General features: G+C 48.2%; 18 protein-coding genes. 8 read left to right on the forward strand and 10 right to left on the reverse strand.

Annotated elements, in window-relative coordinates:
• Window positions 1-184 precede the first annotated feature (184 nt).
• From HMPREF2675_RS03135 to HMPREF2675_RS03150, 5 genes are all read left to right on the forward strand, one after another.
• Window positions 185-454, forward strand: a complete 270-nt coding sequence (locus HMPREF2675_RS03135) for an HU family DNA-binding protein (RefSeq protein ID WP_003683413.1) — start codon at window positions 185-187, stop codon at window positions 452-454.
• Between the two features lie 350 nt (window positions 455-804).
• Window positions 805-1,074: a FeoA family protein gene (locus HMPREF2675_RS03140; RefSeq protein WP_049349822.1), complete on the forward strand. Its 270-nt coding sequence runs from the start codon at window positions 805-807 to the stop codon at window positions 1,072-1,074.
• Between the two features lie 27 nt (window positions 1,075-1,101).
• The gene (locus tag HMPREF2675_RS03145) at window positions 1,102-2,970 is read left to right on the forward strand and encodes a ferrous iron transporter B (protein ID WP_070814038.1); all 1,869 of its coding nucleotides are present in this window, start codon (window positions 1,102-1,104) and stop codon (window positions 2,968-2,970) included.
• A complete protein-coding gene (locus HMPREF2675_RS10840) occupies window positions 2,967-3,095 on the forward strand; it encodes a FeoB-associated Cys-rich membrane protein (protein WP_003683546.1) in 129 nt (42 codons plus the stop codon). The genes HMPREF2675_RS03145 and HMPREF2675_RS10840 overlap by 4 nt, the downstream gene beginning before the upstream one ends.
• A 118-nt stretch (window positions 3,096-3,213) precedes the next feature.
• A complete protein-coding gene (locus tag HMPREF2675_RS03150; protein ID WP_070814039.1) occupies window positions 3,214-6,144 on the forward strand; it encodes a class I SAM-dependent DNA methyltransferase in 2,931 nt (976 codons plus the stop codon).
• A gap of 159 nt (window positions 6,145-6,303) precedes the next feature.
• Here the strand turns inward: HMPREF2675_RS03150 and mpl are convergent, their stop codons facing one another.
• The 7 genes from mpl to yhbY form a co-directional block, all read right to left on the reverse strand.
• Complete coding sequence (gene mpl, locus HMPREF2675_RS03155; RefSeq protein ID WP_070814040.1) at window positions 6,304-7,680, reverse strand: UDP-N-acetylmuramate:L-alanyl-gamma-D-glutamyl-meso-diaminopimelate ligase; 1,377 nt, start codon at window positions 7,678-7,680, stop codon at window positions 6,304-6,306.
• A 378-nt stretch (window positions 7,681-8,058) separates the two neighbouring features.
• A complete protein-coding gene (locus HMPREF2675_RS03160; RefSeq protein ID WP_003746874.1) occupies window positions 8,059-8,397 on the reverse strand; it encodes a P-II family nitrogen regulator in 339 nt (112 codons plus the stop codon).
• An 89-nt stretch (window positions 8,398-8,486) separates the two neighbouring features.
• Window positions 8,487-10,271: a dihydrolipoyl dehydrogenase gene (gene lpdA, locus HMPREF2675_RS03165; RefSeq protein WP_070814041.1), complete on the reverse strand. Its 1,785-nt coding sequence runs from the start codon at window positions 10,269-10,271 to the stop codon at window positions 8,487-8,489.
• A 78-nt stretch (window positions 10,272-10,349) separates the two neighbouring features.
• Complete coding sequence (gene aceF, locus HMPREF2675_RS03170) at window positions 10,350-11,957, reverse strand: dihydrolipoyllysine-residue acetyltransferase (protein ID WP_070814042.1); 1,608 nt, start codon at window positions 11,955-11,957, stop codon at window positions 10,350-10,352.
• Between the two features lie 144 nt (window positions 11,958-12,101).
• Window positions 12,102-14,765: a pyruvate dehydrogenase (acetyl-transferring), homodimeric type gene (aceE, locus tag HMPREF2675_RS03175; RefSeq protein WP_070814043.1), complete on the reverse strand. Its 2,664-nt coding sequence runs from the start codon at window positions 14,763-14,765 to the stop codon at window positions 12,102-12,104.
• Between the two features lie 592 nt (window positions 14,766-15,357).
• The gene (locus tag HMPREF2675_RS03180; RefSeq protein WP_070814044.1) at window positions 15,358-16,785 is read right to left on the reverse strand and encodes a tetratricopeptide repeat protein; all 1,428 of its coding nucleotides are present in this window, start codon (window positions 16,783-16,785) and stop codon (window positions 15,358-15,360) included.
• A gap of 225 nt (window positions 16,786-17,010) precedes the next feature.
• Window positions 17,011-17,298: a ribosome assembly RNA-binding protein YhbY gene (gene yhbY / locus HMPREF2675_RS03185; RefSeq protein WP_039863504.1), complete on the reverse strand. Its 288-nt coding sequence runs from the start codon at window positions 17,296-17,298 to the stop codon at window positions 17,011-17,013.
• Between the two features lie 111 nt (window positions 17,299-17,409).
• On the opposite strand from yhbY, the gene rlmE reads away from it, so the two are divergent.
• The gene (rlmE, locus tag HMPREF2675_RS03190; protein WP_070814045.1) at window positions 17,410-18,030 is read left to right on the forward strand and encodes a 23S rRNA (uridine(2552)-2'-O)-methyltransferase RlmE; all 621 of its coding nucleotides are present in this window, start codon (window positions 17,410-17,412) and stop codon (window positions 18,028-18,030) included.
• Window positions 18,031-18,100: 70 nt separating this feature from the next.
• A complete protein-coding gene (gene ftsH / locus HMPREF2675_RS03195; protein WP_070814046.1) occupies window positions 18,101-20,062 on the forward strand; it encodes an ATP-dependent zinc metalloprotease FtsH in 1,962 nt (653 codons plus the stop codon).
• A gap of 103 nt (window positions 20,063-20,165) precedes the next feature.
• Here ftsH and tpx read toward each other — a convergent pair whose 3' ends face one another.
• The 3 genes from tpx to trpS all read right to left on the reverse strand — a co-directional run bounded on the left by tpx (window position 20,166) and on the right by trpS (window position 22,333).
• Window positions 20,166-20,660: a thiol peroxidase gene (gene tpx, locus HMPREF2675_RS03200; protein ID WP_070814047.1), complete on the reverse strand. Its 495-nt coding sequence runs from the start codon at window positions 20,658-20,660 to the stop codon at window positions 20,166-20,168.
• 43 nt (window positions 20,661-20,703) lie between these two features.
• Entirely contained in the window at window positions 20,704-21,243 is a 540-nt protein-coding gene (locus tag HMPREF2675_RS03205) for a hypothetical protein (protein ID WP_070814048.1), read from the reverse strand.
• Between the two features lie 79 nt (window positions 21,244-21,322).
• The gene (gene trpS, locus HMPREF2675_RS03210) at window positions 21,323-22,333 is read right to left on the reverse strand and encodes a tryptophan--tRNA ligase (protein WP_070814049.1); all 1,011 of its coding nucleotides are present in this window, start codon (window positions 22,331-22,333) and stop codon (window positions 21,323-21,325) included.
• Between the two features lie 259 nt (window positions 22,334-22,592).
• Here trpS and clpB point away from each other — a divergent pair, with 259 nt between their 5' ends.
• Window positions 22,593-25,166, forward strand: coding sequence for an ATP-dependent chaperone ClpB (clpB, locus tag HMPREF2675_RS03215; RefSeq protein ID WP_070814050.1), 2,574 nt, complete (start codon window positions 22,593-22,595; stop codon window positions 25,164-25,166).
• Window positions 25,167-25,291: the final 125 nt, after the last annotated feature.

A 25,291-nucleotide genomic window follows, 5' to 3' on the forward strand; every position in this document is an offset into this window, starting at 1 on the left:
TTGGCCGTCTGATGTTGCAAAAAATGTGGTTTTGCCCTGAATGCCACAAAAATAGGGCAATTCCACATCTTTTACTTGACATGATAATTTCAGAATTGCTATAAAGTGCGTATGTGCTTTAAAAGTGCTTAAGCCCCGAGTATTCGGGCATTTCATCATTTTTTACGATAGGAAGGGACTAATTGTGAACAAGTCTGAATTGATCGAAGCAATTGCTCAAGAAGCCGGCATTTCCAAATCTGCTGCGCAAAAAGCTTTGGATGCTACTACTAATGCCGTGACCAACGCGTTGAAAAACGGCGACACTGTTACTCTGGTCGGTTTCGGTACTTTCTACGTCGGCGAACGCGCTGAACGTCAAGGCCGCAACCCAAAAACTGGCGAGCCTTTGACTATTGCTGCTGCTAAAACTCCTAAATTCCGTGCCGGTAAAGCATTGAAAGACGCTCTGTAATTTAGAGTCTTTCCCTGAATGGGAATAAAAAACCGATTTGATTCGGTTTTTTATTTTGAAGGCCGTCTGAAAGTTTTCAGACGGCCTTTGGTTTGTTGAGTGTATAAAAAGGCTGAAATCCTAATGATAAAAGGATTTCAGCCTTTTTAGTTTATCTTGTTACATTTGATTTTTACATTAATAAGATTTATCATTAGCAAAGAAAATAACAATACTCAAAACAAACCGCACTTATCGAAAGAAGGGGCAAATAGCCACTCATAACCAACCTTTCAAATGTGCCACGCACTCGTCATACTTCTCACATTTTTTCAATAATCTGATTTTAAAACAAATGAAAAGAGAGGCTTATGTCTACCATTCCTTTATCAAGCCTTAAAAAAGGCGCAGTCGTACATATTGATTCCATTGCTCCCAACCCTGTTTTTGGTGATTTGGATACCTTGGTAACCCGTCGTCTTTCGGATTTGGGTTTTTCCAGCGGAATGCCGTTGCAAGTGATTGCAGTGGGTGGTTTTGGGAGAGGCCCGTTTGCAGTACGCTTGGGCAATCAATCCCAATTTTCCCTGCGGTTGGAAGAGGCCGGGAAGATTATGTGTCGTATCGTTGAGGCCGTTTAAGGCCGTCTGAAAGAATAAGGAAAAATGATGGAACTAAGCTATTTTGCCTTGATTGGCGCGCCAAACTGCGGCAAAACCGTTTTGTTCAACGGTTTGACCGGCTCACATGCCAAGGTTGCCAATTATCCGGGCGTAACTGTCGATAAGCGCGAGGGCGCCTTCCTCGACGACGAGGCCGTCCGCATTATCGACCTGCCGGGCACATACAGCCTACGCACGACCAGCCCCGACGAAGCGGTGGCGAAAGATGTAATGGTAGGCAAGATGGGCATTCCGCCCGATGCCATTATTGCCGTTGCCGACGCGACCAACCTGCGTATGACCCTGCGCATGATTTTGGAACTGAAAACGCTGGGACTGCCTATGGTGGTGTCGCTGAATTTGAGCGACGTGGCCCGCAAAAGGGGCTTGAATATCGACGCGGCCAAACTGAGCGAGTTGTTGGATGCACCTGTTTTGGAAACAGTTGCAGTGAGCGCGTCGGGCGTACAGGCTGTACGCGAAGCCGTGGCGAAGCTGCCGCGCAAACGCTCTTTTCCCGCAAACCCCGCCTCTGCCGAACGCACGCTCGATGCGCTGGATAGCGACAAACTTTATCAAGAAGTCGAATCGATTTTGGCACAAGTGGTACGCACCCAGATGACGCTGCCCGCATGGCACAAAAAACTCGACGACATCGTGCTGCACCCCGTCTGGGGCATGATTATGCTGCTGGTGATCCTGTTTATGGTGTTCCAAGCGGTATACACTTGGGCGGCACCGATTATGGACGCCATTGAAGGTGGTTTTACCGCACTGGGAGAATGGATAGGCGCGAACATGGAACCGGGCATCCTCAACGATTTGCTGGTCAACGGCGTCATTGCCGGTTTGGGCAGCGTGTTGGTGTTCCTGCCTCAGATTACGATTTTGTTCGCCTTCATCCTGCTTTTAGAAGACTCGGGCTATCTGCCGCGTGCAGCCTTCCTGCTGGATAACATCATGGCAAAAAGCGGTTTGTCCGGCCGTTCGTTTATTCCCCTTTTGTCCAGCTTTGCCTGTGCCGTTCCTGCCGTGATGTCGGCGCGTACCATTAACGACCCGCGCGAACGCCTTGTTACCATCGCCGTCGCCCCGCTGCTGACCTGCTCCGCGCGGCTGCCCGTGTACGCGCTGATTATCGCCGCTGTTATTCCTGACCGTACAGTGGGTGGGATTTTCAACCTGCAAGGCCTGACATTGTTTATTCTTTATATCGTAGGCATTCTGTCGGCCGCATTGGCAGCGTATATCATGAAACGCTTGGCGCGGATGAAAGGCAATGTGCAACAATTCCCACTTTTGATGGAATTGCCGACTTTCCGTACGCCTAACTTCAAACACATCATGACCAGCTTGTGGGATAGGGTAAAAGCCTTCCTGAAACGCGCGGGTACCATCATTTTTGCGTTGGCCGTGGTCTTGTGGGGCTTGGTAAGCTGGCCGCAACCGCCTGAAGGCGCAACCGGGGCAGCCATCGATTATAGTTTGGCGGGTACACTTGGCCACGCAATTCAGCCATTGTTTGCACCTTTGGGCTTTACGTGGGAAATGTGTATTGCCATGATTCCGGGTATCGCCGCACGTGAAGTGGTCGTTGCCGCTTTGGGTACCGTTTATGCCGTCAGCGCGTCGTCTGAAGATGCGGTACAAAACGCACTGATTCCCATCGTACACAACAACTGGGGCCTGCCGACTGCCTTTGCCTTCTTGGCTTGGTATGTGTATGCTCCGATGTGTGCCGCGACTTTGGCCGTGATTAAACGCGAAACCAAATCCACGAAAAATATGCTTATGATTACAGGCTATTTGTTCCTGATGGCTTATTTTGCCGCATTCGTGGTTTATCAAATTTCTTCAAGGATACTATCGTCATGACTCAATATATTATCGTCGGCTTGATTATGCTCGCCTGCGTATTCTTCCTCTTGCGAAAATTCGTGTTCAAACCGAAAAAACGCGACTGCAGCAGTGGCTGCGGTAAATGTGGCGGTTGCGGTTAAATATTGATAACCAGAAAGAAGAAAGGTCGTCTGAAAAGAGGTTTCAGACGACCTTTTTAACGCAAACCGTTATAATAACGCCCCATCCATTTACACAATACATTCATTCCATAAAGTCATGAAAACCTTGCTCCAACTCCAAAGCGCCGCACAAAATTTCGCCGACCACTATAAAAACCAAACCGACGAACGCCGTGAAAAAGACACCTTTTGGAATGAATTTTTTGCGATTTTCGGCATTGACCGCAAAAACGTCGTCCACTTCGAATATGCCGTTAAAGACCCGAGCAACAACACCCAATTTGTCGATGTCTTTTGGGAAGGCATCTTCCTGGCAGAACACAAATCCGCCAACAAAAACCTAGCCAAAGCCAAAGAACAGGCGGAGCGTTATTTGCAGGAAATCGAGCGCACCAAGCCGTCTGCCTTACCTGAATATTACGCCGTCAGCGATTTTGCCCATTTCCACCTTTATCGTCGCGAGCCTAAAGAAGGCGTAGAAAACCAATGGCAGTTCCCGTTGGAAGCATTGCCAGAATACATTACGCGCGGCGTTTTTGACTTTATGTTCGGCATCGAAGCCAAAGTCCGCCAAATTCAAGAAGAAGCCAACATTCAAGCGGCGACGGCCATTGGCAGACTGCACGATGCCTTGCAGGAAGAGGGCATTTACGAAGAACACGAACTCAGGCTCTTCATCACGCGCCTGCTTTTCCTCTTTTTTGCCGACGACAGCGCCGTTTTCCAGCGCAACTACCTCTTTCAAGACTTTTTAGAAAGCTGCAAAGAGGCCGATACGCTCGGCGACAAGCTCAATCAACTCTTTGAATTTCTCAACACACCCGACCAAAAGCGCAGCAAGACCCAAAGCGAAAAATTTCAAGGTTTCGAATACGTCAACGGCGGCCTTTTCAAAGAACGCCTGCGCACTTTCGACTTCACTGCCAAGCAGCACCGCGCCTTAATCGACTGCGGCAATTTCGACTGGCGCAACATCAGTCCAGAAATCTTCGGCACGCTCTTCCAATCCGTCATGGACGCGCAAGAGCGGCGCGAAGCAGGCGCACACTACACCGAAGCCGCCAACATCGACAAAGTCATCAACGGCCTTTTTTTAGAAAACCTGCGCGCCGAATTTGAAGCCGTCAAAGCCCTCAAACGCGACAAAGCCAAAAAACTCGCCGCCTTCTACCAAAAAATCCAAAACCTGCAATTCCTCGACCCGGCCTGCGGCTGCGGCAATTTCCTTATCGTTGCCTACGACCGCATCCGCGCCCTTGAAGACGACATCATCGCCGAAGCCCTCAAAGACAAAGCAGGCGGCCTGTTTGACAGCCCGTCCGTCCAATGCCGTCTGAAACAATTCCACGGCATCGAAATAGACGAATTTGCCGTTCTTATCGCCCGTACTGCCATGTGGCTCAAAAACCACCAATGCAACATCCGCACGCAAATCCGCTTCGACGGCGAAGTTGCCTGCCATACGCTGCCGCTCGAAGACGCCGCCGAAATCATCCACGCCAACAGCCTCAGCACACCTTGGCAGGCGGCGGATTACATCTTCGGCAATCCGCCCTTTATCGGCTCGACCTACCAAACCAAAGAGCAGAAAAACGACCTCGAAAGCATCTGCGGCCATATCAAAGGCTACGGCCTGTTGGATTACGTCTGCAACTGGTATGTCAAAGCCGCCGGCATCATGGCGCAGAATCCCCAAGTTCAGACGGCATTTGTCTCCACCAATTCCATCTGCCAAGGCCAGCAGGTCGAAATCCTTTGGGGCAGCCTTTTGAACCAAGGCATCGAAATCAACTTTGCCCACCGTACCTTCCAATGGACGAGCCAAGCCGCAGGCAAAGCCGCCGTCCATTGCATCATCGTCGGCTTCCGCCAAAAGCCGCAAATGCTGTCTGAAAACTGTGGCGCAAACGCTTCAGAAAATTCCGCTCTGCCCAAATACCTCTACGACTATCCCGACATCAAAGGCGAACCCCAAAAACACGCCGTAGCCAACATCAATCCTTATCTGATTGATGCGCCCGATTTGATTATTACCAAGCGCAAAACCCAAATCAGCAGGGAAAATGAAATGTGCAAAGGCAATCAACCGACCGACGGTGGCAACCTTATCCTTTCCACTGATGAAAAAGAAGCTTTGATTGCCGCCGAACCATTAGCGGAACAATACATCCGCCCCTTTATCGGCGCCGAGGAATTTATCAACGGCAAAACCCGTTGGTGCCTGTGGTTTCACGGCGTATCCGACGTCAAACGCAATCACGACCTGAAACAGATGCCCAAAGTCCAAGCCCGTATTCTGGCGGTCAAAGCCATGCGCGAAGCCAGCAGAAAAGCCGCCACGCAGAAAAAAGCGGCTACCTCGTGGCTCTTCGACGAAATCCGCCAGCCTTCAGACGGCAATTTTCTGATTATTCCACGCGTATCTTCTGAAAGCCGCCGTTTCGTCCCCATCGGTTATCTGTCGCATCAAATCATCATCAGCGATTCATCGTTTATGCTTCCAAACGCCACCCTCTACCACTTCGGCATCCTCTGCTCAACCATGCACAATGCCTTTATGCGTACCGTTGCAGGCCGCCTGGAAAGTCGTTACCGCTACTCTAATACAGTCGTGTACAACAACTTTCCCTTCCCAGAAAGCTGCTGTAAACCTGATGATGACGAAACTGCCTGTCAGGAAGCTTCGGGCAAAAAAGGCGAAACGCCAAGGCCGTCTGAAAACAATCCCCTCCGTTCTGCCATCGAAGCTGCCGCCCAAGCCATCTTCGACATTCGCGAGAAATATCGCGCCGATGCGCTTGCTGACGATCTGCCTCCCCCTACGCTCGCCGAACTTTATGCGCCCGACGCAGGCTATCCCGACCTCGTCAAAGCACACGCCGCCCTCGACAAAGCCGTCGATAAAGCCTACGGCTACAAAAAAGGTAAAAACACCGACGACGAGGCAGAACGCGTCGCCTTCCTGTTTGACCTGTACCGAAAGGCAATAGAAAGCCAAAATACCAAACCGCCTAAAAAAACTAAATAAAGGCAAATGGCAAACCCAACTTGGTTTATAGCCAAACCTGATTCGCCGGAAATATCGTTTTTTTTTTTCCCATCTCATTACTTCACAACAAAAAGGCCGTCTGAAAACCAAATTCCGGTTTTCAGACGGCCTCAATCATTCAAAACTTTCAACAAACCCTTATTTCAACGCTTCCAGCAGCTTTCCATGTATTCCGCCGAAACCGCCGTTGCTCATGACCAAAATATGGTCGCCTGTTTCGGCATTTTTCACGATTTCGGCAACAAAGGCATCGAAGTCTTTACCGACATGCAGCTTGCTGCCTAAAGGCGCGAGGGCTTCGGCGACGTTCCAGTCCACGCCACCGGCGTAGCAGAACACTTGGTCGGCACCTTTGAGGCTTGCGGGCAGGGCGGCTTTCATGGTGCCAAGTTTCATGGTGTTGGAACGCGGCTCGAGGACGGCGAGGATGCGAGCATTTCCGACACGTTGGCGCAGGCCTTCGATGGTGGTTTCAATGGCGGTCGGGTGGTGGGCGAAGTCGTCGTAAACGGTGATGCCGTTTACCGTGCCTTTGATTTCCATACGACGTTTGACGTTTTTAAACGCGCTCAAGGCTTCGCAGGCCGTCTGAATATCGACGCCGGCATGACGCGCGGCAGCGATAACGGCGAGGGCGTTCATGCGGTTGTGTTCGCCCATCAGTTCCCAAGCGACGTGTCCGACCGTTTCGCCATGATGGCATACGTCAAACGAGCCGTCGGCATGAACAGTGCCAACTTGCCAGCCTTGTTCGGTGCCGAATTTTTCTACAGGCGTCCAGCAGCCTTTGTCCAAAGTGTCTTGCAGGCTTTGTTGCTGTCCGTTGCAGACGATGAGGCCTTCAGACGGCACGGTGCGTACCAAATGATGGAATTGGGTTTGAATGGCGCCCAAATCAGCAAAAATGTCGGCGTGGTCGAATTCCAGATTGTTCAAAATGGCGGTACGCGGACGGTAATGTACGAATTTGGAGCGTTTGTCAAAAAAGGCGGTATCGTATTCGTCGGCTTCGATAACGAAGAATGGGGATTTTGAATTAGGGTCTTGGCGCGGCGTTTGCGGCAGGCGGGCAGAAACACTGAAGTTTTCCGGTATGCCGCCGATGAGGAAGCCTGGCGCAAGGCCGGCATATTCCAAGACCCATGCCAGCATGGAGGCTGTGGTCGTTTTGCCGTGTGTTCCAGCTACGCCGAGCACCCAGTGCTGGTGTAATACGTTTTCAGCCAGCCATTGTGGGCCGGAAGTATAAGGCAGGCCTTTGTTCAAAATGGCTTCGATCACATCCATGCCGCGTTTGGCAACATTACCGATAACGTAAATATCGGCTTTAAATTTATTCAATTGAGCGGCATCAAAGCCTTCGTGTACGTCTATGCCCAAGGCTTCAAGCTGGGTGCTCATCGGTGGATACATTTTGGCGTCGCAACCGCTGACTTTAAAACCTGCTTCTTTGGCAATAGCTGCTACGCCGCCCATAAATGTGCCGCCGATACCGATAATGTGGATGTGTTTCATGATAAGACTGTCTTTGGATAAATTAATTGTAAAGCCGTCATTATAACGGAGTTTGGATAAAGGGGTCGTCTGAAAAGTTAGACAATAATAAGAATAGGAAAAAAATACGAGGGATTTGATTTTAAAAGGAGGGCGTTGAGGTTTTGATTGGGTAAGTATTACTTTGAAAAGAGTTATTTGATACGGTAAAGTCGTTCATGAAGTTCAGGTGAAGCATTGCCTTGAATTCATCCATGCTTGTGGGTAATAGGGTTACTTGGATAGACTTTAGAAAATTGGGAGGTTATTTAAATAATGCCGTCTGAAAAATAAGTCCTGATTAAAACAAGTCATGACTTTTTTCAGACGGCATTTGTATTCTGTATCTTGTGATTTCTATTAAAGCGCGGCATCCGAACGTTCGCCGGTTCGGATGCGGATAGCTTCTTCAACTGGATAAATGAAGATTTTACCGTCACCGATTTTGCCGGAATGTGCGGTTTCCAAAATGGCATCAACAGCCTGATCGACTTTGTCGTCAGCCAATACCAATTCGATTTTCACTTTGGGCAGGAAATCAACTGCGTATTCTGCGCCGCGATAAATTTCTGTATGGCCTTTTTGGCGGCCGAAGCCTTTGACTTCGCTGACGGTCATGCCGGTAATGCCGATTTCGGTCAAGACTTCGCGTACATCGTCGAGTTTGAAGGGTTTGATAATGGCTTCGATTTTTTTCATATTAAATCTCCTTATTTGAGAAAAGGCCGTCTGAAACATTCAGACGGCCTTTGTTCCATTAAGTTCGTTCAAACTTTATTTGAGTGAACTTATTTCTTTTTCTGAGCCGGCAGGTCGGTACATACACCCAATGCTACTTCCGCAGCCATACCGATGGATTCGCCCAAGGTTGGGTGTGGGTGGATGGTTTTGCCGATGTCGGTTGCATCGCAGCCCATTTCGATGGCCAAGCAGACTTCGCCGATCATATCGCCGCCGTTAGGACCAACGATACCGCCGCCGATGATGCGACCGGTTTCGGCATCAAAAATCAGCTTAGTGAAACCATTGTCGCAACCGTTGGCAATCGCACGGCCGGAAGCAGCCCATGGGAAGTTGGCTTTGGTGATTTTGCGGCCGGAAGCTTTGGCAGACAACTCGGTTTCGCCCACCCATGCCACTTCAGGAGAAGTGTAAGCAACGCCCGGAATAACGCGTGCGTCGAAGTAGGCTTTGTGTCCGGCGCAGTTCTCAGCGGCAACGTGGCCTTCGTGAACGGCTTTATGCGCCAACATCGGTTGACCAACGATGTCGCCGATAGCGTAGATGTGCGGCACGTTGGTGCGCATTTGTTTGTCCACTTCGATGAAGCCGCGGTCAGTTACGGCAACGCCTGCTTTTTCAGCGCTGATGAGTTTGCCGTTAGGCGCACGACCTGCGGCAACCAATACGGCATCGTAACGTTGTGGCTCTTTAGGTGCATTTGCACCTTCAAAGGTAACGTAAACGCCGTCTTCTTTAGGTTCGACAGCAACAGTTTTGGTGTTGATCATGATGTTGTCAAAACGGTATTCGTTTTGTTTTTGCCATACTTTAACCAAGTCGCGGTCTGCGCCTTGCATCAGGCCGTCCATCATTTCAACAACATCCAGGCGAGAACCCAGCGTGCTGTAAACCGTACCCATTTCAAGGCCGATAATACCGCCACCGATGATCAACAGTTTGCCCGGTACTTCTTTCAGAGCCAAAGCGCCGCTGGAATCGATGATGCGCGGATCTTCAGGAATGAAAGGCAGTTTGGTTACGCGGCTGCCTGCTGCAATGATACAGTTTTTGAAGGCAACGATTTTTTTCTCGCCGGTAGGAGTCGCTTGCTCGTACACGTCGCCGGTGGTCAGCGACACTTCCAAGTGGTGCGGATCCAAGAATTGACCGTCGCCTTGGATAATGTCCACTTTACGGCCTTTGGCCATACCTGCCAAGCCGGTAGTCAGGCGGGAAACCACGCCGTCTTTGTAAGCGCGCAGCATATCGATATCGAGTTCAGGCTCAGGGTATTTGATACCGTTGGCAGCCAAGTGACGTACTTCATCGATTACGGCAGCGTTGTGCAACAAGGCTTTGGAAGGGATACAGCCGACGTTCAAGCAAACGCCGCCCAAAGTTTTGTAACGCTCGACGATGGCAACTTTCAAGCCTTCGTCAGCAGCAGCAAATGCAGCGGAATAACCGCCGGGGCCGCCACCCAATACGACCACATCGTATTCGGCATCGGCAGAACCGCCAAATTGTGCAGCTTGAGGAGCAGGAGCGGCTGCTTTAGGCGTTTCTTGTGCAGGAGCAGCAGGCGCTTCGGCTTTAGGGGCAGCAGCTGCACCTTCGGCCTCAACGACAACAATCAAACCGCCTTCAGAGATTTTATCGCCGACTTTAACTTTAACTTCTTTGACTACGCCTGCAACTTCGGCAGGTACGTCCATAGTCGCTTTATCGGTTTCCAAAGTAATCAGGGTATCGTCCACAGCAATGGTATCGCCCACATTTACTTCAACCGCAATAATATCTACATTTTCGTGACCGCCAATGTCGGGCACTTTCAATTCAACTAAGCTCATGTCTAATCTTTCTGAATGATGTTCGGACTTCTTTTTTTCAGACGGCCTGTCTATTCAGGCCGTCTGAAAATGCTCGGATTACAGAGTAATGCGGCGGAAGTCTTTCAACAGGTTAGCCAGGAATACGGTGAAGCGCATACCGGCGGCACCGTCGATGACGCGGTGGTCGAAGGACAGGCTCAACGGACACATCAGGCGAGGAGCGAACTCTTTGCCGTTCCAAACCGGTTTGATTTGGGATTTGCACACGCCCAAAATAGCGACTTCAGGTGCGTTCACAATCGGAGTGAAGCCTGTGCCGCCGATACCGCCCAAGCTGGAAATGGTAAAGCATGCGCCTTGCATTTCTTGAGGTTTGAGCTTGCCTTCGCGGGCTTTTTTAGACAATTCGGTCAACTCTTGGCTGATTTGTTTCAAGCCTTTTTGATCCACGTCTTTGATGACTGGAACAACCAAGCCGTTTGGCGTGTCGGCAGCGAAACCGATATTGAAGTAGTTTTTCAGCACCAAGTTGTCGCCATCCAGAGAGGCGTTGAATTCAGGGAGGGCTTTCAGCGCAGCAACAGAGGCTTTAATGATGAACGCCAATGGGGACAGTTTCACGCCTTCGCGTTCCCATTCTTTGTTCAGCTGTTTGCGGAATTCTTCCAATTCGGTCATGTCCGCTTCTTCGTGTACGGTAACGTGAGGAATCACAACCCAGTTACGAGACAGGTTTTGACCGGAGATTTTCTTAATGCGAGACAGTTCTTTAACTTCGATGCTGCCGAATTTAGAGAAGTCAACTTTAGGCCATGGCAACAAGTCCAGACCACCGCCCAAAGAAGCAGCTGCAGGTTTGCCTGCACCGCTTTGCATAACGGATTTAACGAAAGCTTTAACGTCTTCGCCCATGATACGGCCTTTCAGACCGGTACCTTTGACTTGACCCAAATCTACGCCCAATTCGCGAGCCAGTTTGCGTGCGGAAGGACCTGCATGCGCTTTTGCGAATGCAGCTTCGTCGATTTTGGCAGCAGCAGGAGCAGCTGGTGCAGGCGCAGCGGCTAGTGCTGCAGGAGCCGGAGCGGTAGCTGGTGCAGGTGCGGCAGCTTGAGCGGCAGGAGCAGGGGCTGCTGCGGCAGAGCCGGCAGTTTCTACTTCGATAATGGCGGAGCCTTCGGATACTTTGTCGCCAACTTTCAGGAATACGGCTTTAACCACACCGGCTTCGGTACATGGTACGTCCATGGTGGCTTTGTCGGTTTCCAAAGTAATCAGAGTGTCATCAACGGCAACAGTGTCGCCAACTTTAATTTCAACGGCAATAACGTCTACGTCAGAGTGGCCGCCGATATCAGGTACAACAACTTGTACGGTAGCGCCACCGGCAGGAGCAGCTGCAGGCGCAGCAGCTGGAGCAGCAGGAGCTTCTGCTGCAGGAGTCGGAGCGGCATCAGCAGCGGCAGCACCGGTTTCAACGGTCAGAATAACGCCGCCTTCAGAGATTTTATCGCCAACTTTCACTTTAACTTCTTTCACGACGCCGGCTGCATCAGCAGGTACATCCATAGTGGCTTTGTCGGTTTCCAACGTAATCAAGGTGTCGTCAACGGCAATAGTGTCGCCCACTTTAACTTCTACGGCGATGATGTCGACGTTTTCATGACCGCCGATATCAGGGACTTTGATTTCTACGATACTCATTTGAGTTCCTTTAACATTTTCAGTTTGATGCCGTCTGAAAACTGTTTCTTACGGCATCGGTACAGTTTGTTCAAGCCATTCAAGCATTCGGTTTCCAGACGGCCTGATGTCTGAATAAAGCAAACAGGCCGTCTGAAACATCAATTAGCGTTTCCAGCTTGGAGCCACATCGGCATTAATGCCGTATTTTTCAATGGCTTGCTGAACGGTTTCTTTGCTGACTTTGCCTTGTTCGGCCAATGCGCTCAATGCAGCAACGGCAACGTTATAGCGGTCAACTTCAAAGAAGCTGCGCAGGTTGGCACGGCTGTCGGAGCGACCGAAGCCGTCAGTACCCAAGACGTGGTAGTCGTTAGGGATATAGGCACGGATGCGGTCGGCATAGCTGCGGATATAGTCGGTAGCGGCAATAACCGGACCGTCATGACCTTGCAGTTGAGAAGTAACAAACGGTACTTTTGCAGTTTCCAAAGGATTCAGGCGGTTGAAACGTTCTGCTTCGATAGCATCGCGATGCAACAGGTTGAAAGATGGGCAAGACCAGATGTCTGCTTCTACGCCGAAGTCGGCTTTCAACAATTCAGCACCGGCAATGACTTCTTGCAGGATGGTACCGGAACCCATCAATTGAACTTTCTTGTCGCCTTTGCCACCGGCTTTCAGCAGATACATACCTTTCAGGATGTTTTCTTCTGCGCCTTCAGGCATATCTGGGTGAGCGTAGTTCTCGTTCATCAGGGTGATGTAGTAGAACACGTCTTCGTTATTGGCATACATACGGCGCAGACCGTCTTGAACGATAACGGCTACTTCGTATTGGAATGTCGGGTCGTAAGAAACGCAGTTTGGAATCAAATCTGCTTGAATATGGCTGTGGCCGTCTTCGTGTTGCAGACCTTCACCGTTCAGCGTTGTACGGCCGGCAGTACCACCCAACAGGAAGCCGCGTGCATGCATATCGCCGGCAGCCCATGCCAAGTCGCCGATACGTTGGAAACCGAACATAGAGTAGTAGATGTAGAAAGGAATCATCGCAAAGTTGCTGTTGGCGTAGCTGGTTGCAGCAGCGATCCAGTCAGCCATTGCGCCTGGCTCGTTAATACCTTCTTGCAAGATTTGACCGTCGACGGATTCTTTGTAGAACATCAGTTGGTCTTTATCTTGAGGGGTGTATTGTTGGCCTTTAGGGTTCCAAATGCCGTATTGGCGGAACATACCTTCCATACCGAAAGTACGGCTTTCGTCAGGAACGATAGGTACAACGCGTTTGCCGATTTTTTTGTCTTTCAGCAAAGTAGACAGGATGCGTACGAAAGCCATGGTGGTGGAGAATTCACGGTCACCGCTGGATTTCAGTTGGGCATCAAATGCTGACAGTTCAGGCACTTCCAGAACATCTTGGGTTGGGTTGCGTTGAGGCAGGTAGCCACCCAAAGATTCACGGCGTGCGTGCAGGTATTTGTATTCTTCGCTGTCAGGAGCAAAAGTCAGGTAAGGCAGGTCGCCACTGTCGATTTGCTCGTCAGTCACAGGAATGTCAAAGCGGTCACGGAATTGTTTCAGAGATGCTTTGTCCATTTTTTTGGCTTGGTGGGCAACGTTTTGACCTTCGCCGGATGCGCCCATACCGTAACCTTTAATGGTTTTTGCCAAGATTACAGTAGGTTTGCCGTTGGCGTGGTTCGCAGCGCGGTCGTAAGCGTTGTACACTTTTTGAGGGTCATGACCACCGCGGTTCAATGCCCAAATTTCGTCATCAGTCATATCGGCGACCAATGCTTTCAGTTCAGGCGTATTGAAGAAGTGTTCACGAACGTATGCACCGTCTTTGGATTTGTAAGTTTGGTAGTCACCGTCCAAGCACTCTTCCATACGTTTGCGCAGGATGCCATCTTTGTCTTTTGCCAAGAGGCGGTCCCAACGACGACCCCAGATGACTTTCACAACATTCCAGCCGGCACCGGCAAAGTTGCCTTCCAGCTCTTGAATGATTTTGCCGTTACCGCGTACTGGGCCGTCCAAACGTTGCAGGTTACAGTTGATGACGAATACCAAGTTGTCCAAGCCTTCGCGTGAAGCCAGAGCAATAGCACCTTGGCTTTCAGGTTCGTCCATTTCGCCGTCGCCACAGAATACCCATACTTTACGGCCTTTGGTTTTAGCCAGACCGCGAGATTCCAAGTATTTCAGGAAGCGTGCTTGGTAAATTGCCATCAATGGGCCCAGACCCATAGATACGGTTGGGAATTGCCAGAAGTCAGGCAACAGGTGAGGGTGAGGGTAAGAAGGCAAACCTTTACCGTCAACTTCTTGACGGAAGTTGTTCAGCTGGTCTTCAGTCAGACGGCCTTCAACGAAAGCGCGTGCGTAGATGCCAGGGGCAACGTGGCCTTGGAAGAATACCAAATCGCCTTCTTCGCCTTCGCCTTTAGCTTTCCAGAAGTGGTTGAAGCCGACTTCGTACATAGTGGCGGCTGATTGGAAAGATGCAATATGTCCACCCAATTCCAAATCTTTTTTACCTGCGCGCAAAACGATAGCGGCAGCATTCCAACGAACGAATGCACGGATGCGGTGTTCGATGTTTTGGTCGCCAGGGATGCCTTTTTCGTCTTCAACGGAAACGGTGTTCAAGTATGGAGTAGTGGTGCCGTGAGGCATACGGATGCCTTTGTCACGGCTGTATTTGACCAAACTTTCCAGCAGATATTGGGCGCGTTCGCTACCTTCATATTCTAAAACAGAGCTTAACGCGTCTAACCATTCTTTGGTTTCAATTGGGTCAACATCGTGTAATTGGGTGGACATAATATCTATCCTTGTGTTGAGTGTTTTTCAATGACGGAGTAGTACCCCGATATTTTCGTTTATCAACAAATGTGAGTTAAAAACGAAAATTCCTAGAGTCAAATTCGAAAAAAGTTTTAATTACTGAAATATTTTCAATACGTTATAACCGTTGATAAAAAATCAGAAAGAATTGAACTTTTTACAAACCAGCTAACCTGCAAATGCTATCAGTAATTGGGCAAACTGGCAAATTGTGCTGTAGATATTGATAGGATTTAGACGTTGAAATTAGGATTTTTTTAAAGAGTTATGGAGCTTGTTTTTAAATCGGGATATTGAGTGGATACAGTAAAAAAGTATCAGATATTTGAGTAAATGGATTCGTATACGAAAAATATTTTTCAAATTTTGTTGTAAATAGAAAATTAAATTTAGATTATCTGCTCTTTTACAAAGAGAATAGGCCGTCTGAAGACTCTAAAGAGATTAAGGAGAAATGGGATTTGAGGATGGCGATTGTTGAGGAAGGGTAAATGAAAAAAATGACATGTACAGGCTACTTTAGCGCTGACATGTCATTTATGTAGGAAGTTAGAATTTCAGACGGCCTTTAATCGGTAGAGCCTTTTTGAGCGAATTGCTTCCATTGAGTCAAAAGCTCTTTGAGAACGTCTTGCTGTTCATGTCCATGTTGGATGGCTTCTTGCAGCCAGAAGCAAGCATTGTTGATGTCTTTTTTTACACCCATGCCGTGATAATACAGGCAGGCAAGATTATATTGAGCCATCGTGTCTCTTTGTTTGGCCGCTGCTTCAAACCATTTTGCAGCTTGGGCGTAGTCGACAGGTACACCTTGTCCGCAGTAATACATCATGCCAAGATTGGTTTGGGATTTGCTGTGCCCACGTTCTGCGGACTGATGGTATAACTCCAGTGCTTCAGCGTAATTCTGTTTGCGTTTTAAGCCATAGTGTGCTGCAAATGCCAGCTTGTACAGACGCTCGGCTTCCTGACGTTGGAGGGCGATTTCTTTGGTTAGCTCATAGTTTTGCTGGTTATTCAATGCGCTGTCAGACAGAAGTTTTTGGTAAGCGGCAAGATTACCTAAATCAGCCGAGCGTTGATAATATTGACGGGCGGTGTCTGCATCAACTGCTCGTCCCAATCCGTAGCGATGGATATCACCTAAAAGACGCAAACCTTCCGGATCATTTTGATCCGCAGCAAATTTAGCATGCTGATAGGCCTTTTGAGGGTCTCGTTCGGTGTTTTTGCCTAGGAGATAGATTTCGGCAAGTGCTACATTCGCATTGCTGTCACCTTGTGCAGCAGCTTTTTCAAACCATTCCAATGCTTCAGCAGGATTTGATGCGGCTAAGAGTTCTGCAAGAGAAGTTTGCGCTGGAACAATGTCGTAATCGGCGGCAATACGTAAATGTTCGATTGCTTTTTCAGGATTTTGTGCGACACCTTGCCCCAATTTGTATTGGAGACCGAGTTGCCAGTGTGCCGCAATAAATCCCTGTGCAGCGGATTGCTGATAAAGTTTATGGGAATATTCCAAATCAGAAGAGCTGGAATATTGGTAATGTTGGGCTAAGAAGTATTGTGCCTGAGGATTTTGCTGTTCGGCAGCTTTTAATGCCCATTTGACTGCTTCTTGGTCATTGCCATTATCTGCATATAAACGCATGAGGCGCAGTTGGGCAGGAGCCAATCCTTCTTCAGCAAGCTCTTGATAGGCTGCAATGAGCTTTTCTATTTCTATTCCATTATTTTCTTGTAATTGGAGAAGATTATAGCGGGCGTATGGATGACCAGCTCTTGCAGCTTGCTTTAAATATTCAACTGCAATTGCTAAATCTTGAGCATTTTCGTGGTGTTCGATCAGGTATCCTGCCAGTTGAAATGCAGCCTCAACATGCCCGGCTTCTGCTGCCTCGCAGAGCAATGGGATGGCTCGTGCAAAGTCAGGAGGGTCTTGAGTGATTAATTTTTCTGCTAGAAGAAAAGATTCTTCATATTGTTGAGCATTCATCGGTTTGCTTTTATATTTTGCGAAGGATTAAGAATAAAATAATCGGCCGACAGAGTGCGGCCGTTATGATTTTGTAATTTTGAGGTTATTTACAAAAACAGACAACCGTATTTGTATTTTGATGCTTAGAATAATGGAATAAATCATTCCGTACTGCATAAATACAACAGAAGGATATGATTAAAGTGGGTTGAGAAAATACTTCTGCTGTTTATTCATTTTAAATTATTCGTCGTCCGGTTTCTTACGCCACAAAACAAGTAATTTGCCAATATGTTGCACCAGTTGAGCACCCAGTGTTTCACACAGGGCATTGCAAATTTCAATACGTTCAGCACGATCATCGCCAAAAACACGGACTTTAATCAATTCGTGTGCTGTCAATGCAGCATCGGTTTCTTTGATGACTGAGTCGGTCAAGCCTTGTTGGCCAACCATAACAACAGGGTGGAGGTGATGTGCTTGGGCTTTCAAGGCCAAAATTTCTTTGGTGCTTAATTTGTTGTCGCTCATATTAATAAGTATCCAATTCAAAAGAATAATGGCTATATTGTACGCGATTTAGAACATTTACGGGGGAAATAACGTACAATGCTGATTTTAACTTAAGCATTTCAAATCAAGATGGCTGTACGCTCAAAATCTTCAAAAGCATGGCTGCATGAGCACGTCAACGATCATTATGTCCATATGGCACAAAAGGACGGATATCGTGCCAGAGCGGCTTATAAGTTATTGGAAATCAATCAAAAAGATAAATTAATCAAACCAGGTACGGTTTTGGCGGATTTGGGCAGCGCGCCGGGAAGTTGGTCACAAGTGGCGGCCAAGCTGGTCGGTAAAACTGGGGCAGTCTTTGCTTTGGATATTTTGCCGATGGATGCTATTGAAGGTGTGTCGTTTATCCAGGGCGACTTTAGGGAAGATGCCGTTTTGGAGCAGTTTGAAGCCTTATTGAATAATCGTCCGTTAGACCTTGTAATCTGTGATATGGCACCCAATATGTCAGGCAATGCCGTAACAGACCAGGCACGCAGTTTTTACCTGTGTGAACTGGCTTTGGATTTTGCCTCGCAGCATTTGAAACCCGGAGGCAGTTTTTTGGTGAAGGTGTTTCAAGGCGCAGGCTATCAGGAGTATACGGCGGCAATGCGCAAAATTTTTGCCAGTGTGCAAACTCGAAAGCCGGATGCTTCCCGCAATCGTTCCAGTGAGATTTACCTATTAGGCAAAAATAAACGCTGACAATGTAGGGTGGGTGCTTTAAAATTCTTTCCCTTGATTTTATTTATTTTGTAACCATGGAGCCTGTTCAGTGGGGAATACCATTAAAAACATATTAGTCTGGGTAGTGGGTGGTGCTATGCTTTTAGCAGCATTCAATGCACTCAGCGATAAGCAGGAAGATAAACAGCAAATCGAATATTCTCAATTTATTCAGCAAGTTAATAGTGGCGAAGTATCCAATGTCAATATCGAAGGATCTGTTGTCAGCGGCTATCTGATTAAAGGTGAGCGCACCGATAAAACTGCCTTCTATACCAATGCGCCTTTGGATGACAACTTGGTTAAAACACTGTTGGACAACAAAGTACGCGTCAAAGTGACTCCGGAAGAAAAACCAAGCATGCTGGCCAGTCTGTTTTACAGTCTGCTGCCTGTTTTGTTGTTGATTGGTGCATGGTTCTACTTCATGCGCATGCAAAGCGGCGGTGGCGGTAAAGGCGGTGCCTTCTCTTTTGGTAAAAGCCGTGCGCGTTTGTTGGATAAAGATTCCAATAAAGTGACTTTTGCCGATGTTGCCGGTTGTGATGAGGCAAAAGAAGAAGTACAAGAAATCGTAGATTATTTAAAAGCCCCCAATCGTTATCAAAGCTTAGGTGGTCGTGTGCCGCGCGGTATTTTGTTGGCCGGTAGCCCCGGTACGGGTAAAACATTGCTGGCCAAAGCGATTGCCGGTGAGGCAGGTGTGCCATTCTTCAGTATTTCAGGTTCTGACTTCGTAGAAATGTTTGTCGGTGTCGGTGCGAGCCGTGTCCGCGATATGTTCGAGCAGGCCAAGAAAAATGCACCATGTATCATCTTTATCGATGAAATTGATGCGGTCGGCCGTCAGCGCGGTGCCGGTTTGGGCGGTGGCAATGATGAGCGTGAGCAAACATTGAACCAATTATTGGTTGAAATGGATGGTTTTGAAAGTAATCAAACCGTTATTGTGATCGCAGCAACCAACCGTCCTGATGTACTTGACCCTGCGTTGCAGCGTCCGGGCCGTTTTGACCGTCAAGTCGTTGTTCCGTTGCCTGATATTCGTGGCCGTGAGCAAATCTTGAAAGTTCACGCTAAAAAAGTGCCTTTGGATGCATCCGTAGATTTGACTTCTTTAGCACGCGGTACACCTGGTTTTTCAGGTGCGGATTTGGCAAACTTGGTCAATGAAGCAGCTTTGTTTGCCGGCCGTCGTAATAAAGTTAAGGTCGATCAAAGTGACTTTGAAGATGCGAAAGACAAAATCTACATGGGTCCGGAACGTCGCAGCATGGTAATGCACGAAGATGAAAAACGTGCGACAGCCTATCATGAGGCTGGCCATGCAATCGTAGCGGAAAGCTTGCCGTTTACCGATCCGGTTCACAAAGTAACGATTATGCCTCGTGGCCGTGCATTGGGTTTGACTTGGCAGCTGCCTGAGCGTGACCGCATCAGCATGTATAAAGACCAAATGCTGAGCCAGCTCTCAATCTTGTTTGGTGGTCGTATTGCTGAAGATATTTTTGTCGGCCGTATTTCTACCGGCGCATCTAACGACTTTGAGCGTGCAACTCAAATGGCTCGCGAGATGGTAACGCGTTATGGTATGAGCGACAAAATGGGTGTGATGGTTTATGCTGAGAACGAAGGTGAAGTATTCTTGGGTCGCAGCGTAACCCGTTCTCAAAATATTTCCGAGAAAACCCAACAAGATATCGATGCGGAAATCCGCCGTATTTTGGATGAGCAATACCAAGTGGCTTACAAAATCTTGGATGAAAATCGCGATAAGATGGAAACCATGTGCAAAGCACTGATGGATTGGGAAACCATCGATCGAGACCAAGTTTTGGAAATTATGGCCGGTAAACAACCTAGTCCACCTAAAGATTACAGCCACAATGTCCGTGATGACAAAGTAGAAGAGCCTGAAGCGCCTGTTGCTGAAGCTGTTGAACCTGTTGAGCAAAATGAGGTTCAAAATACTGAGTCAGTAGAAGCAGACAAAACAGATAAATCTGTATAAGGTTTGAAACAGAAAACGGTAGCTTTTAAGCTACCGTTTTTATTTTGAAGATAAGCTAAAGGCCGTCTGAAAATCTTCAGACGGCCTGATTTTATTTGGTTAATTACAAAACAGCTAAAGCTGCTTCGTAGTTAGGCTCGTTCGCAATTTCAGAAACCAACTCAGCGTGGAGAACTTGGTTTTGCTCGTTCAAAACCACCACTGCGCGGGCAGTCAGGTCGCGCAATGGGCTTTCTGTCAGTGTAACACCGTAATCGTTAGAAAAGCTGCTGCGGAATGTAGAAAGTGTCACTACGTTTTCCAAACCTTCTGCGCCACAGAAGCGGGCTTGTGCAAACGGTAAATCAGCAGAAATGCACAAGACGACGGTATTGTCCAAAGACGAGGCACGTTTGTTGAAAGTGCGGACGGACTGGGCACATACGCCGGTGTCAATGCTAGGGAAAATATTCAGCACTTTGCGTTTGCCTGCAAAGTCAGCCAATGATTTCTCAGATAGGTCTGCTGCTACCAATGTGAAATCAGGTGCAACTTGGCCGATGGCAGGCAAATTGCCGTTTGTGGAAATAGGAGAGCCTTGGAAAGTAACTTGAGCCATGATTCAGTCCTTGTGTCAGGGGAAAAATAGGGTGGGCAGGGTTTTAGTAATGACGGCGGCGGAAATAGAACATGCCTTCGCTGTCAATTTCCAAAATATAGCGGCCGTTTTGGACGGCGGCATAACCGCTTTTTCCTTCAGTATAAGGTTGCAAAGCAGCGTGTGAAATCAAATAGTCAGTCAGCTTGCTGCCATCTTGGGCAATATTGTCCACCATTTTTGCAAAGGCAGTGTGGCAGATGCCGTTGGCTGACCAGCCGGCTGGAACACCTTTTTCATTTTTTTCCATGCATTGGCCGCTGATGACTTCTAAGTCGTTAGGGTGCTTGCCAATCAGATTGATGACGCCGCCCTCTATGCCGTTAATCGGATAGGTGCGTTGTTTTTTACCTTCTTTCGTTTCGCCTTCTTGAGCTGTACCCAAATCCAAACCGGCTATGGCTTGTTCATCGATGTATTTGACTTTGAAGGTAGGCTTTGGGGCCTTGCCTGAAGCAGCATCATTGGCGGCAGTATCTTCAGATTTGCCGCCACAGGCAGCCAATGAAAGGCTGAGCAAGATAAGAGGGAAGGTTTTTTTCATATGAGAAACCCTGAAAAATAGTGATATTTTAAAATTTAGCGAGATGATGGCCGTCTGAAATATTCAGACGGCCTTGCTATTATTTCAACGGACGAATACCTACTGCATCGCGTACTTTATCCAACAATTCGTGTGCTTCTTTACGCGCTTTTTGTGCGCCGGCCTGCAAAATATCTTCAATTTGAGATGGTTTGGCTGTCAACTCATTGTAACGCTCACGCGGTTCTGCGAGCTCGGCATTGATTTTTGCGCCCAAGAGTTTCTTGGCTTCGCCCCAAGCAAGGCCTTCGGCCAGCATTTGTGTGAACTCGGCAGTTTCAGACGGCGTAGAGAAGGCTTTGTAGATTTCAAACAGAGGACTTTCATCAGGCTGTTTTGGCTCGCCGGGTTCTTTCATATTGGTGATGATTTTGTTGACCGATTTTTGGGTTTTTTTATCGTTTTCCCAAAGCGGAATGGTATTGCCGTAGGACTTGGACATTTTGCGTCCGTCCAAGCCGACCAAAAGTTCGACATTTTCATCGATTTTTACTTCGGGCAGGGTGAAGAGTTCTTGGAAGCGATGGTTGAAGCGTCCGGCAATATCGCGCGCCATTTCGACGTGTTGGATTTGGTCGCGACCGACAGGTACTTCATGGGCATTGAACATAAGGATGTCGGCGGTCATAAGGATAGGGTAGCTGTATAGGCCCATTTCCACGCCGTGATCCGGATCTTCCTGACCGTTTTCGGTATTTGCCTGTACTGCGGCTTTGTAAGCGTGGGCGCGGTTCATTAGACCCTTTGCAGTAATACAGGTCAGAATCCAGTTCAACTCCATGACTTCAGGAATATCGCTTTGACGGTAGAAAGTAGTCTGTTCCGGATTGAGTCCGCAGGCGAGCCATGTAGCGGCAACAGCTTGAGTAGATTGATGAATCATTTCCGGCTCATGACATTTGATGATGCCGTGATAGTCGGCCAAAAAGAGGAATGATTCAGTATTGGAATCTTGCGCCGCGCGGATAGCCGGGCGGATGGCGCCGACGTAGTTGCCCAAGTGTGGAATACCTGTTGTGGTAACGCCTGTTAAAACTCGTTTTTTGCTCATGAAAGTATCCTTCGGCGCAAAGGCCGTCTGAAAATTAATATGTTGCCGATTATACCTGATTCTTCTTGATTTTTCAGACGGCCTTTTACGTATGGGGTAAATGGAAAAGAAAAGTTATACACATAAAATCATAAAAATTAATCATTGTAAAACAATAATATAAATTAAATTTACTATTTAATGAAAAAATAACTCTTGAGTTATCCACATTTGCGCCTATATAGGCTTCAACGGAAATATATTTGTAGAGGAACGTAAAATGAGATTTGATAAATTGACTGCTAAATTTCAGCAAGCTCTGCAAGAAGGTCAAAGCCTGGCTTTGGCTGCGGACAGCAGCTATCTCGAGGCCGGCTTTATCTTAAAAGCATTGCTTGATGATCAAAACAGTGGAGCTGCTGCGTTACTGGCCCATGCGGGCGTGAACGTACCTCAGGTGAAACAGCGTTTGCAGCAGCATTTAAACAGCCTGCCGAAAGTATCCGGCCAGGGCGGCGATATTATGCCCAGCCGTGAGCTGCAAGCTGTATTGAACTTGATGGACAAGGCTGCAACCAAACGTGGCGATGCCTATATCGCCAGTGAACTTTTCCTGTTGGCTTTGGTGCAGCAGAATGACGCTACCGGCAAAATTTTGAAAGATGCCGGTGCAACCGAACAAAACATTAATGCCGCAATTGACGCGGTACGAGGAGGACAAAACGTGAACGATGCGAATGCCGAAGACCAACGCGATGCTTTGAAAAAATACACACTCGACCTGACTCAACGCGCCCGTGACGGTAAGCTCGACCCTGTTATCGGCCGCGACGACGAAATCCGCCGTGCGATTCAGGTGCTGCAACGCCGTACCAAAAACAACCCTGTGCTGATTGGTGAGCCTGGTGTGGGTAAAACCGCTATTGTTGAAGGCTTGGCGCAACGTATTGTTAACGGCGAAGTGCCCGAATCCCTGCGCAACAAACGCCTGTTGGTTTTGGATTTGGCGGCTTTGATTGCCGGCGCAAAATACCGCGGCGAATTTGAAGAACGCTTGAAAGGCGTGTTGAATGATTTGGCGAAAGACGACGGCAACACCCTGATTTTCATCGACGAAATCCATACTTTGGTTGGCGCGGGTAAAACCGACGGCGCGATGGATGCGGGTAATATGTTGAAACCGGCTTTGGCGCGCGGCGAACTGCACTGCATCGGCGCGACCACCTTGGACGAATACCGCCAATACATCGAAAAAGACGCAGCACTCGAACGCCGCTTCCAAAAAGTATTGGTTGGCGAGCCAAGTGTGGAAGACACCATCGCTATTTTGCGCGGTTTGCAAGAGCGTTATGAAATCCACCACGGCATCGATATTACTGACCCTGCTATCGTTGCCGCAGCGGAGTTGAGCGACCGTTATATTACCGACCGTTTCTTGCCCGACAAAGCGATTGATTTGATTGACGAAGCTGCCAGCCGTATCAAAATGGAGTTGGACAGCAAACCCGAGCAAATGGACAAACTCGACCGTCGCATCATCCAGCTCAAAATGGAAAAAATGCACGTTGCCAAAGAGAGCGATGACGCCAGCAAGAAACGTCTGGAATTGATAGACGAAGAAATCGACGGATTGCAAAAAGAATACGCCGATTTGGACGAAATCTGGAAAGCAGAAAAAGCCGCCTCTTCCAGCACTGCCGACATCAAAAAACAGATGGACGACATCAAAGTCAAAATCGAGCAGGCCAAACGTCAAGGCGATTTTGCCCGTGCGTCCGAACTCGAATACGGTGAGTTACCGAAATTGGGCGCACAGTTGCAAGCTGCGGAAAGTAACCCCGACGGCAAAAAACAAAACAAACTTTTCCGTACTGAAGTCGGCGCGGATGAAGTGGCCGAAATTGTTTCCCGTATGACCGGCATTCCTGTGTCAAAAATGATGGAAGGTGAACGCGATAAGCTGCTGAAGATGGAAGAAGTATTGCACCGCCGCGTGGTTGGTCAAGATGAAGCCGTGCGTGCCGTGTCCGACGCTATCCGCCGAAGCCGCTCAGGCCTTGCCGATCCAAACAAGCCTTACGGCAGCTTCCTGTTCCTAGGCCCGACCGGTGTGGGTAAAACCGAATTGTGCAAAGCTTTGGCAGGCTTCCTGTTTGACAGCGAAGACCATCTGATTCGTATCGATATGTCCGAATACATGGAAAAACATGCTGTTGCCCGCTTAATCGGTGCGCCTCCCGGCTATATCGGCTACGAAGAAGGCGGTTACCTGACTGAGCAAGTCCGCCGCAAACCATACAGCGTGATTCTTTTGGATGAAGTGGAAAAAGCCCATCCAGACGTGTTCAACATCTTGCTGCAAGTATTGGATGACGGCCGCTTGACCGATGGACAAGGTCGAACCGTGGACTTCAAAAATACCGTTATCGTGATGACTTCCAATATTGGTAGCCAACATATCCAACAAATGGGTACTCAAGACTATGAAGCGGTAAAAGAAGTTGTGATGGAGGATGTGAAAGAACATTTCCGTCCTGAAATGATCAACCGTATTGACGAAGTAGTCGTGTTCCACGGTTTGGATCAGGCCAATATCCGCAGCATTGCGAAAATCCAGCTTAAAGGTTTGGAAAAACGTTTGGAAGCACAACATCTGCATCTGAAAGTCGATGATGCTGCCTTGGATCTGATTGCTAAAGCCGGTTTCGACCCTGTGTATGGTGCCCGTCCGCTCAAACGCGCTATTCAGTCTGAAATCGAAAATGCGCTGGCAAAAGCCTTGCTTGAAGGCAAATATGCGCCCGATAGCACAATCCATGTTAAAGAAGAGGGTGGTAAGCTCTTGTTTGCATAAGTTTAAAATAATGTAGTATGCTGTTGTAAAAGGCCGTCTGAAGGAATTCAGACGGCCTTTCCTAGTTATTGATTCACATCATATATTTGTTATGTAATTTGATTATTCATTGAATTTTAGAGAAT

This window comes from Neisseria sp. HMSC061H08 (assembly GCF_001836795.1).
Classification (GTDB): domain Bacteria; phylum Pseudomonadota; class Gammaproteobacteria; order Burkholderiales; family Neisseriaceae; genus Neisseria; species Neisseria subflava_A.